This window comes from Gloeocapsa sp. DLM2.Bin57 (assembly GCA_007693955.1).
Lineage (GTDB): Bacteria > Cyanobacteriota > Cyanobacteriia > Cyanobacteriales > Gloeocapsaceae > Gloeocapsa.
In genome coordinates this window covers 87,326-103,497 of sequence record RECR01000037.1, presented here as the reverse complement: position 1 = coordinate 103,497, position 16,172 = coordinate 87,326, and the positions used below count along the sequence as shown (strand labels likewise).

The following is a 16,172-nucleotide window of genomic DNA, read 5'->3' as shown; positions in this document are numbered from 1 at the left end:
CCCAACCCCAACCTCAAAATCAACCCCAACCTCAATATCAACCCCAACCTCAACCTCAATATCAACCGAGAAAAGAGGAAATTTCTAGGGATTCTACACCATCTAATCGTAGTCAGGGTAGGGATAAGGATTCAAGCCCTCCCTCAACTACTAGTTATCGACGTAGCCGAGTGAGTTATCATAATCCTAGTCAGAATATTACTTTAGCTAGTGATATCGGTATTGACTATAGTCAACTTAAAACACTATTAACCTCCCGTAAGTATAAAGAAGCAGACGAAGAAACCTATCGTTTAATGCTCGAAATCTGTCATCGTCAACCAGAGGGATGGTTGCGTAACCAAGATATCATCACTTTTCCCTGCAGAGATCTTCAAACTATTGACCAGTTATGGGTAGAATTGAGCAGACGCAAGTTTGGCTTTAGTATTCAAAAACGTATTTATCAAAGCTTAGAAAAGGAAATTAAACACCCGAAAAAACTGTGGTTGAGTTTTTGTGACCAGGTAGGTTGGCGAGTTGACAATAAATGGTTAAACTATTCTGAGATAGTCTTTGGAGCAAATGCTCCTTCAGGACACCTCCCCTGTGGCTCTCCCCCTGATGATTTGACACAGGGTATGATTTTAGAACCTGGTAGTAATTTTGTAATAGCTCCTATTATTACTGGTATAGTCCAAAGACTAGAGCAGTGTAACTAATGACTGATTTTATCTACCGATACCCCCAATTACTCCCAGGAATTCTGATTAGACGTTATAAACGTTTTTTCGCTGAAATAGAATTGTCTAACCAAGAGGTAATAACCGCTCATTGTCCTAATACTGGCTCTATGACAGGATTATGTCAACCAGGAAGCTTAGTACAAGTCTCTATGAGTGATAATCCTCAACGGAAATTAGCTTACACTTGGGAAATGGTTCAGGTTAAACCAGATACTTGGGTAGGAGTTAATACGGGTCTACCTAATCGAGTGATGAAAATAGCTCTGAGAGAGAGAATTTTTCCTGAGTTAAACCCCTATTATGAACACATTCGCTCTGAAGTTCCCTATGGTGTGAATAATAAAAGTAGAGTAGATTTTCTCTTATCTAAAGGGGAAAAGGATCCCTTAGTTTATCTAGAAGTGAAAAATACCACCCTCGCTGAAGGTAATTTAGCTTTATTTCCCGATACTATCACTACCAGGGGACAAAAACACCTCCAAGAGTTAATGTCACTGTTACCTACAGCTAAAGCGGTAATGTTTTATTTTGTTAATCGTAATGATTGTAGCGAATTTGCTCCCGCTGTACAATGCGATCGCACTTATGCTCAACTGTTACAACAAGCCCAACAACGTGGTTTAATGATCTTACCCTGTCCTTTTGAGATCACTCCAGAGGGTATTCGCTATTTAGGAAAGGTTTTAAAGGTTAGATATGATCAGATTCTCTGCTAATTTTTTAGTAATTATTGCCTTAATTTTGCTGGTATCTTGTAACTCAACAGAGACAGCTGTTAACTCACAACCTCAGACGGTTATCTCTCCTCCACAACAACAAGTAACCGTTGATGAAAATACTCAGATAGTTATGGGACAAACTATTTATGTCCCCGTCTATTCTCATATTTATCATCAAAATCGTCAGAGTATTTTTCCTCTTTCCGTTACTCTCAGTATCCGCAATACAGACTTAAATCAACCGCTGATTATTACTTCTGTACGTTATTATGACTCAGAAGGGAATTTAGTTAAAGAATATTTAGAATCACCTATTCAACTGAATCAATTAGCTTCAACAGACTTTTTTGTGACTAGAAATGATACAACAGGCGGCTCTGGTGCTAATTTTATTGTAGAATGGATTGCTGAGTCTGAAATCTCAGAACCATTCATAGAAGCTGTAATGATTGGTACTGATTCTCAGCAAGGTCTTTCTTTTGTAGGTCAAAGTCGAGTTATCAAAACTCTACCATAGTCATGACTTCCATTAATCCTGCTACTAAAGCAGCCATCAAGCCAATTAGATAATAGTTATTGAGTTGCCAACTAGCGGTATTTTCGCTAGATAAAGATTTTTTCTGTATTTTACTATATATATGCACTGCCCCTATGCTGAAAAAGAGTAGAGATAAGATGTTGGTTGTTTTGGTCTTGCGCTTTGGCATAGCATAGTCATGTAACTCTACCCTAACAACTTAACAAATATTTATAAAAATGTCAAATCTCAGTAAAAATACAATATCTACCGTATAAATACGCAACTTAAAGAAAAAGTTGCAAAAACTCTTTACATTTTGAGTATGATCAACTAAAGTAGAGTTAAAATTCCACCTTACCTAATCATGGACAAGCAACTACACCAATTATCCCTAGCGATTGCCAGTACTTTTGTGATAGTTTTACTCTTTTTAGTGGATTTAGGACTATTCAACAACAGTAACAAAGAAATCGCCCAGACTCCCCAACCTACTATATTTATACAAAACTAGAAAAAATAACCATAGGTTAAAGTTAGGATAAAAGTAAGTTGTCCTGCTAAAGCAAACAGATAAAAGATAACTCTTGGTTTAAAAACTGATAACATTAAGCCAACCGCTTTAAGGTCAATCATTGGACCAAACACCAAAAAAGCTAGTAAAGAACTACTAGTGAAAGTTCCCGCGAAAGAAAGAGCAAAAAAAGAATCAACTGTAGAACAAATAGAAACTACAGCAGCTAACAGCATCATTGCTAGAATAGAAGTAATAGTATCTTGACCTAAATTAAGAATAAAATCTCTAGGTACAAATACTTGAATAGCCGCGGCGATCGCGCTTCCTATAACTAAAACACCCCCAAGTTCCCTTAATTCCTGATTAATGTTTTCTAAAAAGCCAAAAATCAGATTAGGGGTACTTTTTTTACGCAACAAACCCTGATCTAACTTTTCTACTTTTCCCGACTCACCTACTAAAAAATTGCCCCCTTTCAGTAAAGGAGAATTAGCACGTTTTCCCTTAACAGAAGAACGGGTATAATTACTTCTAATCTTCATCCGTTTAGCCAAAAGATGATGCAACATGGGGCGACTATCTTTTTGGACACTGAATACACAAGCAATAATCGTCGCGATTAACCAAGAGAAAAGTAACCGTAACCAAATAATCTCGGGTTGGTCTCTAAATACTATCCAGGTTGACCAAATAACTATAGGATTAAGAGTAGGTGCAGCGAGAAGAAAACCTATAGCTACCGAAGTAGGTAAACCCTGGAGTAGAAAACGTCGCGCCACAGGAACATTACCACATTCACAGACAGGGAAGACAAAACCAAAGATACTACCAGCGAGAGAACCTAAAATAGGATTACGTGGCATTATTTTAATCAATTGTTCCTCATTAATAAATGATAACAATAGACTAGAGAGTATAACTCCTAGTAACAAAAAAGGGAAAGCCTCAACTAGTAAACTCAAAAAAATAGTAAAAGCGTCGCGTAATTGACTCATTGGTTTTGCAGAATTTATATAATAGAAAAAGAACTAAAAAGGTCAAGGCAGCTTATGCACGAAATTAGCCTAATGGAGGAAACCTTAACAATTATTTTAGAAACTGCTCAAAAAGAAAATGCTGTCAAAATCCATCGTTTAAATATGCGCATTGGTGCCGTTTCAGGGGTAGTTCCCGAAGCTTTACAATTTGCTTTTGACGTAACTACCCAAGGAACAATAGCAGCAGACGCCCAATTAAACATAGAATTAGTTCCCACCTTGTGTCATTGTACCGAATGTAACCGAAAATTTGCCCCAATTGATATAATTTATCAATGTGAATGCGGTTCTTTAAATAACAAAATTATTCAGGGCAAAGAAATAGAAATAGTATCATTGGAGATATCATAATTATGTGTGGACAATGTGGCTGCGATACAACAGAAACCCTCAAACACGAACACGAACACGAACACCATCATCATCATAGGCATAATCATCGTTTAGTAGATATTCAACAATCAGTCTTACACAAAAACCATACTCTCGCCCAAGGAAATAGACAAGAATTTACCCAGAGAAATCTATTGGTTTTAAATATTCTATCTAGTCCAGGTTCAGGAAAAACCACCTTTATTGAAAAAACCCTGAAAACAACCGAACAACAGTTTAATTATGGCGTGATTGTCGGGGATTTAGCTACAGATAACGACGCCCAAAGATTAAGAAGCACCAAAGCACCAGTGATTCAAATTACTACAGGTGATATATGTCACTTAGAAGCTAGTATGATCAAAAATGCTAGTGATGAATTAGGATTAGATGGACTAGATATCTTAATTATTGAGAATGTGGGTAACTTAGTTTGTCCTGCAGCTTACGATTTAGGAGAAGATATACGAGTGGTTTTACTTTCTACCACCGAAGGAGAAGATAAACCCCTCAAATATCCCACCATGTTTAAAGGTGCTGATGTAGTAATTATTAACAAAATCGACTTAGCAGAAGTCTTAGAATGGCAAGAAGACTTAGCTAGAGAGAATATCCAAAAAATAGCTCCAAATGCTCTAATTTTAGCTGTTTCAGCTCGTAAAGATACGGGTATGTCAGCTTGGTATGATTACTTAGCTAAAGCTAGACAAGCAAAAACTCAAACAGGTTATTCTCTAGTCTAAGTAGTTCAACGCCCCTGATTGCGCCATAGTTTTGGCGTAATACTAGGCGACTCTACATCTGTAGAGGACAGTCCTGATAATGACAAAAGGAGTGTGATATATAGGAATAATAACACCGTTCCACCGTTCTACCGTTCTACCGTTCTACCTAATCCGCTATACTGAGATTTATTATTTGATAAATTGATTTAACAGATTAGGATGTATATAATTCAGATTGCTTCAGAATGCGCCCCTGTCATCAAAGCTGGAGGATTGGGAGACGTCGTCTATGGATTGAGTCGAGAATTAGAAACCCGTGGTCACTGTGTAGAGTTAATCCTACCTAAGTATGATTGTATGCGTTATGACCATGTATGGGGACTACACGACGCCTATCGCGATTTGTTCGTACCCTGGTACGATGCTTATATACATTGTTCCGTTTATTGCGGTAGAGTTCACGGAAGGTTATGCTTTTTTATTGAACCCCATAGTGAAGATAACTTCTTCAATCGTGGTTGTTATTATGGTTGTGATGATGATAATATGCGCTTTGCTTTTTTTAGTAAAGCTGCTTTAGAATTTATCCTCAAAAGTAATAAACGTCCTGATGTTATTCATTGTCACGATTGGCAAACAGGTTTAGTCCCTGTAATGTTATATGAAATTTATAAATATCATGGTATGGTTAATCAACGGGTTTGTTATACCATTCATAATTTTAAACACCAAGGTATCTGTGGAAATGAACAACTTCTGGCTACAGGATTAAAACGAGCAGATTATTATTTTGATTACTCTAGACTCAGAGATAATTTTAACCCCTTTGCTATTAATATGATGAAGGGAGGTATCGTCTATTCTAACGCGGTTACTACAGTTTCACCTCATCACGCTTGGGAAGCGCGTTGTCTCGACGAAGGTTATGGATTGGGTCATACTTTACATTTATATCAGGATAAATTCCGCGGTATTCTCAATGGTGTTGATTATGATTTTTGGAATCCTGAAATAGATCGTTATATCCCTTGTAATTATACTAGTAAAAACCTTAGCGAAGGCAAAAGTAAAAATAAACAAGCCCTACGCGATCGCCTATTATTACAAAACGTTAATAAACCCATCATCGCTTATATTGGTCGTCTTGATGAACAAAAAGGCGTACATTTAGTCCACCACGCTATCTATTATTCTCTAGATAATAGCGCCCAATTTGTGTTGTTAGGTTCAGCTACAGAGCCTAGTATTAATGCTCATTTTTGTCATGAAAAATCTTTCTTAAATGATAATCCTGACTGTCATCTAGAATTGGGTTTCAATGAGGAATTATCCCATTTAATTTATGCAGGTGCTGATATTATCATTGTACCTAGTAATTACGAACCCTGTGGATTAACGCAAATGATCGCCTTTAAATATGGTACAGTACCCGTAGTTAGGGGAGTAGGTGGGTTAGTTAATACCGTCTTTGATCGCGATTATAACAACGAAGTACCCCCAGAAAAACGTAACGGCTATATGTTCTATCAACGGGATGATTATGCTCTAGAAACAGGCTTAGAAAGGGCTTTAAAACTATGGTACAATTCACCTGATGAGTTTACTCAATTGGCTTTACAAGGTATGGAATACGATTATTCCTGGAATAACCCAGGTAAAGAATACGTAGAAGTTTACGAAAATATTCGTCACAAGTAATCTTAACGAGTTAGGAGTTAGGAGTTAATTAACTCTTGCATGAGTGCTTAATTCTTAATTCTTAATTTCCCTCTAAACAGATACACCGAGAGCCAAATTTAAGTATGTTATTCTTGCATTCCCTCGTATAATAATCTCATAAATAATCTCGCTCCATCATCTAATTTTAATTCTTCATAAGAAAAAGGCTCACGTACACCAACTACTCGTAAATCAGACAGCAACTCTGGATGAAACTGACAAGTGAAAGAGCGCCGAACTTTTTTACTTTCAAAGTCTCTATAATTAATGCAAGTAGCGGAACATTCTGTAACAACTTCACCATTATCAGTAGTTGAACACAAAATTTCTACAGCATCGGGAAGTTTAATCAGCCAAGATAAAGGACTATTAGCGATGATAGAGCGACAAGGAATAAGAGCATTATGAATTAAGCGATAAGCCCAATTGGCAAATAAAATCGCTTCTTCGTTGACTTCATCGGTATGGAACATAGAAATATTTAATTTTTGCTCATATTCAATAGATGTATCTATAACCCCTTCGTGTTCATCTGCGGCAACCTCATGGTAGAGAATTATTTCTTCAGGAATACCCGAAGTTTCATGATCGGGAGATGTGTAATGTACTAATTCTCTATGTCCTACTTCTAGAAACTCATTTTTACTCACAGCAAATTCAGGATCTTCCCAGGATTCAGCAACAATTCGACCATCGTTTTTCTTAACTTGTAAAGAACTACCAATTTCTTGGATTTTTTGACAAACTCGTTGTAGCATTCTTAATGCTTTTCCTTGTGGATCATTTTCTAAGGAATCTAATTCTAAAACCGCTTTAACTGTTCGTCTAATTAAACTAATATGACCTTGTGCTGCTAATTGATGTCCTAAACAAATAAATAGTGCTAAAGCACTCATAGGAGTGCGAGAGAGAAGGATTTGCTCGGTTAGTTGGATCATTTCCCCATGAGAACAATTAGATCCTTCAAAACTAGAAGGATCGCGCACCGTAGGATCACCTCCTTCCACTACAATGGCTAAGCTAGAGGCGAGGATCGGTACTAACTTGTCAAGATCAAAGAGTCCTGAAGACCAGAGAGGAAATAAAATTGAGTCACAGTCAGCTATTTTTTGTGCTAAATAAGCAACATTTATAGATGCTCTGACGTGTTCTCCCAGGGGATTGTAACCTACGTGTTCCCAAGGCTCAATAATGGCGATCGCATTACGAAATAATTGAGGATTGATCATCAGATATTCAAAAGCCCCTTGAGAATCAATCACTTTTTCTAAAGGTTTACCCTTTCCCCATTCAAAATTAGCATTTTCTGCAAACAGGGAACGATGAATCAGAGGATCACTAGAATGATGATCAGCTATAAATTGACCAAAAAGAATATGGATAGCTTCAAATTCCGATCCGCCTTCATTGAGATAACCTGGTTTTAATCGCCAATCAAACATTTATCTTAAGATGAATAAATTGTCCCGCGCCCATCATAGCTTGATATTTGACTTTGCACCAGTATTTTTAGACTATAGTTCAATGATGATGCCATAAATCGGTAAAACCCCAGAGGCTAAACAGAATAATTCCCATGGCTGTCATTTGATTTAATCTTCTTTGGGGAGATACCCAATAAAAACTACGGATTAATACAGATAATGCAGCACCAATACCATAACTCAAACTCAAGACTAAATAGGGCCATTGTATCGTTAACCCCCACAGCAATAACAACAGTATAGCTAGGGATAACATCAATACCTCTATAAAACCAAAAGGGTTAACCTGACTATAGGTTAATACCCGACGCCAACCCATGACCCAATATCTAATCATGATCAAAATTTCCCTTTTTATAAACCTCTAATCTTAATTGTTACATTACCTAGGTCATGAACCCAAGTAATTTAAGATTTTTTTTAAACATATTCTAACTCCCAGTCATCTAGAGATATTTCGGCAATTTCTAAAGCTCTCTTACAAACCCTATAAACATCTTTAGCTGATAAATGCAATTCCATAAATGCTCCATTTTTGAGTTGACGAGTCTGAGTAAATTTTTGTTTTTCCCAGCTCACAAAACTTGGAATTTGTTGTGTAATCCTCTCAAAAGCATCCTCATCTAAGGCTGCTATTTGATTTAAAGTTGTCTCTAAGACATCTCGCCAACTTTTAACAGAGTATTTTTCACCAAAAATAGTTAATGATAGTGGTTTCATTCCTGTCATCCCATTTGACTCTCTTTGGTAAACCGCGTTTTCATCACCAAAATAACTCCAGATTTTCAGAGCAATATCAGCTAAATAATCTGCTCTTGCTTCTATATCTTCTCGACACCAAGCTTGTTGATTGATAAAGTATTTGTTTAATTCTAGATTACTATGTTTAAAATACTCCTGTTTTCTATAAAAATTATCATTAGAAAGCTCGGTATTATAACCCGTTAAGGTTAAGTTTCCTAAAGAATGAAGCAATAATTCATGAGTAATAGCACAATCCTCTCCAAGATGTTCTCTCCACCATAGGCTTAGTTTTTGAGGCATAATATGTTCAAGAGAGAGTGACTCTAGTTGGATTTTTTCTTTATGATTGAAAAACTGCTCTATTGATTCTAAAATTAATCTACCTTTTTTAGAGCGATTATTACCATATAATTTAGCTTCTTTTAACTTAGCTTTAAATTCAGCATCTTTAGGATAGTTTTGATTTTGCAGTACTAATTTTAATTTATTGATAAAAGTTTCTGAACCTAAACTACTTTCTTTGCTGACTTGGGCATAAAGAGAGGAAAAGATTCTATTTAATCCTGTACTTTGAAAATAGCAAACAATATAACGCAATACAAAATTTTCGCAAATTTGCAAAATAGTAATAAAATCTGTTTCTGTTATTTTATGACTAGCCCAATCATGATAGCAATTTAACAGAAATGGATAAATAGTTAAGACTTCTAATTGATTGAGACGCTTAAGATGAAAGCGAATATTTTCTTGAGATTCTGAAGATGGGTCAAGGAATTTAGCGTAATATCGCGAAAATAAAGATAATGTTTTTAAATATTCTATGGTATCTCTATTATTAATCTGTTCTTTTATTTCAAAATAAACATCATTTTTTCTAACTTCTTTGCCATCCTTCGTTAAAAAGTGACGAATAAATTCTGTGAGATTGTCGCCTAAATTATCTTCCATTATTTTCCAATATTTTTGATAAATATCCTCTTGTTCATCTGGATTAATTTTCATAAAGAAATAATTACGAATCAAATCAGCTTGTGTTAAAGGTCTTCCTTTAGCGTTAAGACTTTCAAAAACTAAATAAGGATCATCTTCTCCACTTAACACTAAACTAACTAGAGAAAAATTATAACAAATTACTTTTTTAAGCTGAATTAAATCACATTTCTTTTGGTTAATTTTCTTCTGAAAAAATGAATAACATTCATTAAGAATATTTTTGTTTTCTTTAGGTTTGCTATCAATAAGATGCTGAAATTTATCTCTATCTACTTGAGTGGGTATTAATTTATATTTATCACTACCTTTTTTGTAGGTATTAATTAATAAGGTATGTGTAATTTCTGCGGCTAATTCTGTTTCTTTTTTGGCTGTGGCTATATCTCGTAAAGCACATAGTAAAATAAAAACAGTTGTTAAACGTTGTTGTCCATCGATTAAAAGATATTTACTGACTCCTTCAGGCTGGGAATTAGTTGACATGGTCACGATAGTTCCCATAAAATGAGGACGAGGATTAGTGGTATTATAAAGTTCTAGTAAGTCATCCCAGAGGATTTGCCATTCTTGTTTTTGCCAACTGTAAGCCCTTTGAAACAAGGGTACTAAATATTGTTTTGTTCCTTCGATAATTTGTTGTAGCTTAGTTTCTGTGGCTTGCATTGCTCAATCTCCATGGCTGATATTTTCTATAATACTCTATAATGTAGATAATAGTTTTAAAAGACTAGAAAGCTAAAAAGTGAAAAGTGTCAGCAATGGTTATCAAGAATTTAGCATATCATGTACCCAAAACCGTATGATAGGGTATTAGGAGAAAAACTTAAATCATGCCTAGTGTTTACCTAGAAACCTCAGTGATTAGTTATCTTAGCGCTCGTCCTAGTCGTGATCTTATCATTGCAGGACACCAACAAATCACCAATGAGTGGTGGGAAACTCAGGGTCATAAATTTGAAATTTACATTTCCCAATTAGTTATTCAAGAAGCTCGTAGAGGAGATGCTAAAGCCGCTCAAGAAAGATTAACATTACTTCAACCAATAGCAGCATTAAGAGTCTCCTCCGCAGCATTACAACTTGCCCAAATACTTTTAAGAGAGGCAGCTATACCCCAAAAAGCAGAAGCAGACTCTCTCCATATTGCTATTAGTGTTGTTAACGGGATTGATTATTTACTTACTTGGAATTGTCAACACATTGCTAATGCGATAATTAGAAAAAAAGTAGAACAAATTTGTCGTCAAAATGGTTATGAACCATCAGTTATTTGTACACCTGAAGAATTAATAGAGGAATAACATGAAAGATCCTATTGTTGAAGAAACCCGAAAAGCACGTCAAGCTTATTTAGAAGAATGTAACAATAACCTTGTTAGTTTATATGAAGATCTCAAACAGCAAGAACAAAAAAGCAACCGAACTTATTATTCTTTTTCTCCTAAACCATATAAAGTGCAACTTAGCTCAAATTAAATACTCCACAGTTTCTTTATTTTAGATTAATAAATATGCTTTTATTGTCACTAGAAAAATGTCCCTTTAATTTAGACTGGTTACCTCCTGGTAGTTATTTAGTTGGAGGTGCGGTACGTGATGCTTTACTAAATATACAAAGGGATTATCTAGATCTAGATTTTATCATACCAACCGACGCGATCGCCCTAGCCCAAAAGATAGCTAGACATTATCGCGCGGGTTTTGTTATTCTCGATCAACAACGTCAAATAGCTAGGGTAGTCTTTCCCGAAGGTACAGTAGATTTTGCACTTCAAGAAGGAGATACCCTAGAGAGTGATTTAGCTAGACGAGATTTTACCATCAACGCGATCGCCTATAATCCACATAGGGATATTTTATTAGATACTTTAGGTGGATTAGCGGATTTAGAGCAAAAACAACTAAAAATGATCAGTGTTGCTAACCTTAAAGATGATCCTCTGCGTTTATTGCGTGCTTATCGTCAAGCTGCGCAACTTAATTTTACCATTGAAACTAATACTCGTAAACAAATCACCAATTTAGCACCTTTACTAGCTCAAGTTGCTCCCGAAAGAGTAAGATCTGAATTAGATTATCTCTTCGCTAATCCTCAAGGAAGTTATTGGTTAACTCAAGCTTATCTCGATGGTATTTTAACTATCTGGTTAAAGAATGTAACTATGACTAAGTTAGAGTTATTAAAAAAAATAGAGGCAAATTGGTTAACCTCAACTTGGTCATCTCTAGAGTGGGAAACTGCTATTATTCCCTTAACTAGATTAACTTGTTTAGTTGCTGATAATCCCTTAGATGCAGAAACAGAGTTAATTAAGCTGAAATATTCTCGGGATGTATTTACAGGGATAAAATCAGTATTAACACACTTTGCTGACTTAGAAAATAATCAAGATAATTTTAGCCTAGCTCAACAATATTTTTTCTTCTTAGGTATCGGTAAAAATCTACCTATTTTAGCTGCTTATGCTTTAACTCAAGGAATCAACACAGAATTAATTACTCTTTTACTAAATCGCTATTCTAACCCTGATGATTTAGTTGCTCATCCTCGAAACTTAGTAACAGGAAATGATTTAATTAAGCATTTACAACTTAAACCAGGTCCTCAAATCGGGGAATTATTAACCGCAATTCAACTAGCCCAAATTGAGGGAAAAATTACCACAGCAAGAGAAGCTTTAGAGTATGCTAAAGTTATTGAGCAGCAAAAATAGTCCGACAAATTCATTTAGTTAATAATTATGATTGTAACTATAGCGCAGACATCAGCCAATCTTAATATAGGTCAATTAGTATTTAATGGTGTTTCTGTGGGGAGTGTCATTGCTTTAACAGCGATTGGGTTAACCCTAACCTATGGAATCTTGAAATTATCTAATTTTGCTCATGGAGATTTTATGACTCTAGGAGCTTATTTTACTTGGTTTGCTAATAGTAAGGGAGTTAATCTCGGATTAGCTTTGTTAATCGGTATAGTAGGGACAATCATCGCTATGTTAATCTCAGAACAAATACTCTGGAAACCGATGCGCAATCGTCGCGCAACTCCTACTTCTTTGATTATTATCTCTATTGGATTAGCTTTATTTTTACGTAGTAGTGTTTTATTAATTTGGGGAAGTAATAACCAAAGTTATAATATACCCATTATGCAAAGGATTAATGTTCTCGGTTTTGATCTACCCTTTTATGTATTTGAAAGAGTGATAGTAATGGTCTTGGCGATTTTAGCCATTATTGGGGTACACTTTCTACTCAGAAAAACTAAAATTGGCAAAGGAATGCGCGCGGTTGCTGATAACGTAGATTTAGCCAGAGTAGCGGGAATCAACGTCGAATTTATTGTTTTATGTACTTGGGTAATTACAGCAATTCTCGTCGCTTTATCAGGATCAATGTATGGACTACTCTACGGAATTCGTCCTAATTTAGGTTGGTTTTTGATTCTTCCTATCTTTGCGTCGGTAATTTTAGGAGGGATTGGTAACCCCTATGGAGCGATCGCCGGTGCATTAGTTATAGGTGTAGCTCAAGAAGTAAGTGTACCCTGGTTGGGTTCAGAATATAAACTAGCAGTAGCAATTATACTAATGATTCTAATTTTATTTATACGTCCTCAAGGAATTTTTAAAGGGTTAGCTTAAAATGCACACAATCACGGCGATCGCTACTGCTGTAGTTCCCCAACAAGGAAGTATTAGTATTGTCAGAGTCTCGGGAGAAAAAGCTCTAGAAATAGCTCAACAACTATTCTACACTCCAGGTAAACAAATCTGGTCAAGTCATCGCATTCTCTATGGTTATATACGTCACCCCGAGACTGAAGAAGTCATCGACGAAGCTTTATTATTGATTATGAAAGCTCCTCGGTCTTATACTAAAGAAGATTTAGTGGAGTTTCACTGTCATGGGGGAATTATTCCCGTACAAAGAGTTTTACAGTTAACCGTTACATTGGGTGCAAAAATCGCTCAACCAGGAGAATTTACCCTCAGAGCTTTTCTCAATGGTAGAATAGATTTAACCCAAGCTGAAAGTGTCGCCGAATTAGTGAGCGCGGGTTCGACAGAAGCTGCTCAAATCGCTTTAGCAGGGTTACAGGGTAAGTTAGGTAAACCAATTGCTCATTTACGTTCGACTTGTTTAGATATTCTCGCCGAAATAGAAGCTAGAATCGATTTTGAAGAGGATTTACCCCCCTTAGAAATAGAAGGAATTAAACAACAACTCGATCAGGTTTACACAGAAGTTAAGGAAATTCTTAGTACCGCAGATAAGGGAGAGTTATTACGCAATGGTTTGAAAGTAGCTATTGTTGGACGTCCTAATGTGGGAAAATCAAGTTTACTCAATGCTTGGAGTCGTTGCGATCGCGCCATCGTTACTGATTTACCTGGAACAACACGAGATGTTATAGAGTCACAATTAGTAGTACAAGGAATACCAGTACAAGTTTTAGATACCGCGGGAATCAGGGATACTAGTGATACAGTAGAACGAATAGGGGTAGAGCGATCGCGTTTAGCTGCAGCTACCGCTGATTTAATCTTATTAACTATTGATGGATCTGATGGTTGGACTACTGAAGATGAGGAGATTTACACCCAAGTTAAACATCGTCCCCTGATTTTAGTAATTAATAAAAGTGATCTAGTTCCTGCTCATACAGTAGTCTATCCTGAGTCAATTAATTATACCATCGCTACTGCAGCTACTCAGAATCAGGGTATCGAGGATTTAGAGAATATTATCGTTAAACTAGCTCAAGAAAACCAAATCAAAGCAGCTAATTTAGAATTTGCTCTCAATCAAAGACAAGCAGAAGTCCTTACCCGGGCTAAAATTTCCTTAGCTCATGTACTAGAAACCATAGAAGCAGAACTCCCCCTAGACTTCTGGACGATTGATTTAAGGACAGCGGTACAAGCTTTGGGAGAGATTACGGGTGAAGAGGTCACAGAATCGGTTTTAGACCGTATTTTCAGTCGTTTTTGTATCGGGAAATAGGATCATTACAATAATGGTTCTCTTTCTCTGTCCTCGTCTAATTCAGCTATCATTTGCTTTTTAATTACTTTATAGTTCCAAAAACCAAAGATTAACCAAAAAGCTAACAAACCCGTGGTTAATAACAACACAGGAATTAAACCAAACTGACGAATCAAAGTAGGTGCAGCTGCGGTAAATAAACCCCCACCTACGATTGGTTCAAAAAATAACTGTTTATAAGCAAAACTTTCAAATGCACCTGTACGATTATGAGGATCTACCATTTTAATCAATAAAATCCCTGTAGCTGTAACCCCCATAGATTGACCCATATCACCGATACCTCTTTCAAACCAATAACTAGGTAAAATTCTAGGTGCTAGGTAAATAAAAGCGAGAATGTTCCAGACAATCCCTACGACAGAGAGAATCAGAAAAACTGGTAAATTAGCCCCTAAAACTTCTAACCTAATCGATGCTAAAGCGGTTACTACTACTATGTCTAGAGCAACTCCTGCTATTCTTTCCTGTAGGTTTCTGATAATCAAGGAGTCTAAATCCAGTCTTTTCGTGACTAATTGTACAATAATCCCCCCGATTAAAGCCATAGGAAATAAGGGAATCGCTTCGGCTAATTCAAACCCAGTTTGTCCCCAAGTTAAGGATTCTACTATTCTGAGTAGTTCTAAGAGTAGCCAACCAATCAGCACCGCTAAAGCTGTAAACCCAAAGTTTAAAGAGAGAGGATCGATTAAGAGGTTACGCATTAAACGGTATCTTCTGGTTAAAACGCGATCGCTTTCTGGATGTGCGGTGGGTTGAAATTGCGCGTCTCCTGTGGTGACTTCTGTTGGTGTTTCTGCTATATAATTGTTACGTCTTCCCCAATCAGCTAACATTGTTCCCGCGATTACCCCTGTGACGATACCTACTGTGGCTAATCCTAGGGATAAATCTCCACCGTCGGGAAAATCTAATCTCGTAAAAGTATCCGCCATTCCCGCAGCTGTTCCATGTCCCCCTTCAAAGCTAATCTCTACTAAAGAAGCTACTATGGGATCTACATCGAAAATGGGAATCAAAATCACTAGGGTTACTAGTATAGGTAAAGCGTATTGTCCCCAAGCTAAGGTCTGACCAAAAGCCACCTGGGGAGAAGTTTTGCGCCAAATTTCTTTAGGTTTTGGGATGATTTCCCCGAGAAATAAAGCTGCAAAGACTATATTAATAAATACCCCAGGAGATTGAGACCACACAGTGCGTGTCGCTTCGGGAAATAATCCCCCCGCTAAATAGTCATCTGTAGCTACTCCTAATCCAACAGCGATCGCTCCTGCTACCCCTGGTCCTAATAATAAGGCGATCGTCCCTGCTATAATGGATTCTGGTAAATATAGTTTCTGAAATAACTTGATTTTTTGTTTCAGGAATCTACCTACTAGGATTAAAATCGCTATCGTTATAAACGCGAATAAAACATTGATTAGACTAAACATTCTATCTTATTTGGCTTTGAAAATTTGATATTATCTTGTCTTAACCTGGATTTTCTGTAACATTACATACAAATCATTGTTCCCTCATTTCTGTCAAAATTATTTTGTAATGCTATACTAGAAAAGAAGATTTCT

General features: G+C 36.4%; 15 protein-coding genes. 10 read left to right on the top strand and 5 right to left on the bottom strand.

The window, feature by feature from the left end:
• The first annotated feature begins 170 nt into the window (after positions 1–170).
• Genes EA365_02165 through EA365_02155 form a run of 3 tightly spaced genes read left to right on the top strand, consistent with a single transcriptional unit; the run spans position 171 to position 1,961 of the window.
• Positions 171–701 (top strand): serine/threonine kinase, encoded by a 531-nt coding sequence (locus tag EA365_02165; protein TVQ48228.1) that lies wholly within the window; start codon positions 171–173, stop codon positions 699–701.
• The gene (sfsA, locus tag EA365_02160) at positions 701–1,441 is read left to right on the top strand and encodes a DNA/RNA nuclease SfsA (GenBank protein ID TVQ48220.1); all 741 of its coding nucleotides are present in this window, start codon (positions 701–703) and stop codon (positions 1,439–1,441) included. Before EA365_02165 ends, sfsA begins: the two co-directional genes overlap by 1 nt.
• Positions 1,425–1,961, top strand: a complete 537-nt coding sequence (locus EA365_02155; protein TVQ48227.1) for a DUF3124 domain-containing protein — start codon at positions 1,425–1,427, stop codon at positions 1,959–1,961. Before sfsA ends, EA365_02155 begins: the two co-directional genes overlap by 17 nt.
• Positions 1,962–2,471: 510 nt before the next feature.
• On the opposite strand, the gene EA365_02150 is transcribed toward EA365_02155, so the two are convergent.
• A complete protein-coding gene (locus tag EA365_02150) occupies positions 2,472–3,473 on the bottom strand; it encodes a permease (GenBank protein ID TVQ48219.1) in 1,002 nt (333 codons plus the stop codon).
• A 54-nt stretch (positions 3,474–3,527) separates the two neighbouring features.
• Here EA365_02150 and hypA point away from each other — a divergent pair, with 54 nt between their 5' ends.
• The 3 genes from hypA (at position 3,528) to glgA (ending at position 6,310) form a co-directional block, all read left to right on the top strand.
• On the top strand, positions 3,528–3,866 hold the full coding sequence (hypA, locus tag EA365_02145; GenBank protein ID TVQ48218.1) for a hydrogenase maturation nickel metallochaperone HypA: 339 nt from the start codon (positions 3,528–3,530) through the stop codon (positions 3,864–3,866).
• Between the two features lie 2 nt (positions 3,867–3,868).
• The gene (gene hypB / locus EA365_02140) at positions 3,869–4,630 is read left to right on the top strand and encodes a hydrogenase accessory protein HypB (protein ID TVQ48217.1); all 762 of its coding nucleotides are present in this window, start codon (positions 3,869–3,871) and stop codon (positions 4,628–4,630) included.
• 201 nt (positions 4,631–4,831) lie between these two features.
• The gene (gene glgA, locus EA365_02135) at positions 4,832–6,310 is read left to right on the top strand and encodes a glycogen synthase GlgA (protein ID TVQ48216.1); all 1,479 of its coding nucleotides are present in this window, start codon (positions 4,832–4,834) and stop codon (positions 6,308–6,310) included.
• A 107-nt stretch (positions 6,311–6,417) separates the two neighbouring features.
• Here the strand turns inward: glgA and EA365_02130 are convergent, their stop codons facing one another.
• The 3 genes from EA365_02130 to EA365_02120 form a co-directional block, all read right to left on the bottom strand.
• Entirely contained in the window at positions 6,418–7,773 is a 1,356-nt protein-coding gene (locus EA365_02130) for a hypothetical protein (protein TVQ48215.1), read from the bottom strand.
• A 79-nt stretch (positions 7,774–7,852) separates the two neighbouring features.
• Positions 7,853–8,134: a hypothetical protein gene (locus EA365_02125; GenBank protein TVQ48226.1), complete on the bottom strand. Its 282-nt coding sequence runs from the start codon at positions 8,132–8,134 to the stop codon at positions 7,853–7,855.
• Positions 8,135–8,235: 101 nt separating this feature from the next.
• Positions 8,236–10,215, bottom strand: a complete 1,980-nt coding sequence (locus EA365_02120; GenBank protein TVQ48214.1) for a DUF262 domain-containing protein — start codon at positions 10,213–10,215, stop codon at positions 8,236–8,238.
• A gap of 164 nt (positions 10,216–10,379) precedes the next feature.
• Here EA365_02120 and EA365_02115 point away from each other — a divergent pair, with 164 nt between their 5' ends.
• From EA365_02115 to mnmE, 4 genes are all read left to right on the top strand, one after another.
• Positions 10,380–10,853: a PIN domain-containing protein gene (locus tag EA365_02115; GenBank protein ID TVQ48213.1), complete on the top strand. Its 474-nt coding sequence runs from the start codon at positions 10,380–10,382 to the stop codon at positions 10,851–10,853.
• Positions 10,854–11,063: 210 nt separating this feature from the next.
• Entirely contained in the window at positions 11,064–12,266 is a 1,203-nt protein-coding gene (locus EA365_02110; protein TVQ48212.1) for a CCA tRNA nucleotidyltransferase, read from the top strand.
• Between the two features lie 27 nt (positions 12,267–12,293).
• A complete protein-coding gene (locus EA365_02105) occupies positions 12,294–13,196 on the top strand; it encodes a branched-chain amino acid ABC transporter permease (GenBank protein TVQ48211.1) in 903 nt (300 codons plus the stop codon).
• Between the two features lies 1 nt (position 13,197).
• Positions 13,198–14,559, top strand: coding sequence for a tRNA uridine-5-carboxymethylaminomethyl(34) synthesis GTPase MnmE (mnmE, locus tag EA365_02100; protein ID TVQ48210.1), 1,362 nt, complete (start codon positions 13,198–13,200; stop codon positions 14,557–14,559).
• A 5-nt stretch (positions 14,560–14,564) separates the two neighbouring features.
• Here mnmE and EA365_02095 read toward each other — a convergent pair whose 3' ends face one another.
• On the bottom strand, positions 14,565–16,037 hold the full coding sequence (locus EA365_02095; GenBank protein ID TVQ48209.1) for a sodium:glutamate symporter: 1,473 nt from the start codon (positions 16,035–16,037) through the stop codon (positions 14,565–14,567).
• Positions 16,038–16,172 lie beyond the last annotated feature (135 nt).

Excerpts from the sequence above, each read along its gene's own strand:
- mnmE (TVQ48210.1), top strand. The coding sequence starts at position 13,198 with ATGCACACAATCACGGCGATCGCTACTGCTGTAGTTCCCCAACAAGGA.
- sfsA (TVQ48220.1), top strand. The coding sequence starts at position 701 with ATGACTGATTTTATCTACCGATACCCCCAATTACTCCCAGGAATTCTG.
- EA365_02120 (TVQ48214.1), bottom strand. The coding sequence starts at position 10,215 with ATGCAAGCCACAGAAACTAAGCTACAACAAATTATCGAAGGAACAAAA.
- EA365_02150 (TVQ48219.1), bottom strand. The coding sequence starts at position 3,473 with ATGAGTCAATTACGCGACGCTTTTACTATTTTTTTGAGTTTACTAGTT.
- glgA (TVQ48216.1), top strand. The coding sequence starts at position 4,832 with ATGTATATAATTCAGATTGCTTCAGAATGCGCCCCTGTCATCAAAGCT.
- hypB (TVQ48217.1), top strand. The coding sequence starts at position 3,869 with ATGTGTGGACAATGTGGCTGCGATACAACAGAAACCCTCAAACACGAA.
- EA365_02095 (TVQ48209.1), bottom strand. The coding sequence starts at position 16,037 with ATGTTTAGTCTAATCAATGTTTTATTCGCGTTTATAACGATAGCGATT.
- EA365_02130 (TVQ48215.1), bottom strand. The coding sequence starts at position 7,773 with ATGTTTGATTGGCGATTAAAACCAGGTTATCTCAATGAAGGCGGATCG.
- EA365_02110 (TVQ48212.1), top strand. The coding sequence starts at position 11,064 with ATGCTTTTATTGTCACTAGAAAAATGTCCCTTTAATTTAGACTGGTTA.
- EA365_02125 (TVQ48226.1), bottom strand. The coding sequence starts at position 8,134 with ATGGGTTGGCGTCGGGTATTAACCTATAGTCAGGTTAACCCTTTTGGT.
- hypA (TVQ48218.1), top strand. The coding sequence starts at position 3,528 with ATGCACGAAATTAGCCTAATGGAGGAAACCTTAACAATTATTTTAGAA.
- EA365_02105 (TVQ48211.1), top strand. The coding sequence starts at position 12,294 with ATGATTGTAACTATAGCGCAGACATCAGCCAATCTTAATATAGGTCAA.